General features: G+C 69.9%; 1 protein-coding gene. It reads right to left on the bottom strand.

The window, feature by feature from the left end; translation table 11 throughout:
- Positions 1-46: 46 nt before the first annotated feature.
- Positions 47-1,363 carry an ISAs1 family transposase gene (locus tag ACFHWU_RS29105; protein WP_416592296.1) on the bottom strand — a complete coding sequence of 439 codons (1,317 nt, stop codon included), beginning with the start codon at positions 1,361-1,363 and terminating at the stop codon, positions 47-49.
- Between the last annotated feature and the right edge of the window lie 107 nt (positions 1,364-1,470).

Here is a 1,470-nt window from a genome sequence, read left to right as displayed (position 1 = left end):
CACGGCCCCGGCGTTGTTCCTCTATGTCTGACTTGATCATTGTTTGTCAGATGTCGTAGACGGCGAAGGTGTCGGCGCGGTCGTGGAGGTCACGGCGGGCGTGGGCGATGTTGGCGCGTCCGGCGAGGCGGAAGGTGTTCAGGGCCAGGTTGCGCATGGCGGCGACGTTGCGGGGAGCCGCACCCGTCCTGAGCTGGGAGTCGTCCTCGTTGAAGGTGACGTCACGGGTCCAGTGCAGGCGGGTTTCCACCGACCAGTGTCCTCTGACGTAGGCGTTGAGGTGCTGCGGTCCGGCCTGGGTGGCGTCGAGGCTGACCCTGCCGTGGATGATCTGTTTGCTGGTGCGGATCCCGTCGAGTCCGCCGGTGTCGCGGCGTAGCCGGAAGACCTGGCGGGCTCCGGGGAACAGGGTGTCGTCGCAGCCGGTGACGCGGATCGTGCGGCGTTCGGTGCGTCCGTGTCCGCGATCGGCGTCGACGCCGGTCCGGTCGGCGAACTCGGTGTCGGTGCCGGACAGCAACGTGTGGGCGGCCCGCAGGGCGAGCGGCTGGTTCCCCTTCAGGATCAGCATGTAGTGGGCGTTCAACGTGCCGGTGATCAGCCGGGCGGTCTTCCTGTTGGTGTGCAGGGCGTCCAGGGTGAGCAGCATGCCGGCGACGTTCAGCGGTGTGAGTAGGTCCTCGGTCGCGGTGGCCTCGCCGCGTTTGTCGGCGACCTGGCGTTGGCCCAGGATCACGGCACGGTCGTGGGTGACGGCGGCGACCAGGAACACCTGCCCGGTAGGGGTGCGGGTGCCGTGCAGCAGTTTCCCGTCGATCGCGGCGGCGGGCAGCGGTCCGGCCGGTGCCGGGTGGGTGAACGCCCGGGTCGCGGCGCGGCGTTGTTCGCGTTCGGTGGGTTCGTCGACGCCGGCGGGGATCTGCGGGGCCGGGGTGTCGCCGCGTGCCACGTCCGCGGCGTAGCCGCAGGTCGCCGTGTCGAGGGCGTCGCCGTCGACGGCGGCCAGGACCCGCCGGAAGGTCCGTTCGCTCGGTACGAGGTAGCGGCTGGTCAGTGGGTCACGGCGGGCGCCGAGGCGGTGCAGGACGTCCTGTGGGGTCCGGGCTGCCCACTGCCGGATCGCGGTCAGGCTGTCGTTGCCGGCGACGAGGGTGGCACACGCGGTCAGGACCAGGATCACCAGCAGCGGATGGCGCCGTCCGCGCGGCCGGCGGGGGTCCGGCACCTGAGCCAGGCGTGCTACCAGGGGCGACGCCATCGACAAGGGATCGGCCGGGGCTGGACCGGCGGCGAGTTCGGCTTCCCACAACGCCAGATCGGCGAGGTGGTCAACAACGGGGTCGGTCAGGGAAGATGTCGTCACGAGCGCGGCTCCAGCGATGAACTTCGAGGCTAGTCACCCGCAAGATCATCAGGAGTCGCGCTCGTCCCGCAACTCAGCCGATGTCCGATTTTCAACACGGACAGAAC

The sequence above is a fragment of the Micromonospora sp. LOL_015 genome (assembly GCF_048060275.1).
In the GTDB taxonomy this organism is placed as follows: Bacteria; Actinomycetota; Actinomycetes; order Mycobacteriales; family Micromonosporaceae; genus Micromonospora_E.
The sequence above is the reverse complement of the archived record's forward strand: the minus strand, read 5'-3'. Positions and strand labels throughout refer to the sequence as shown.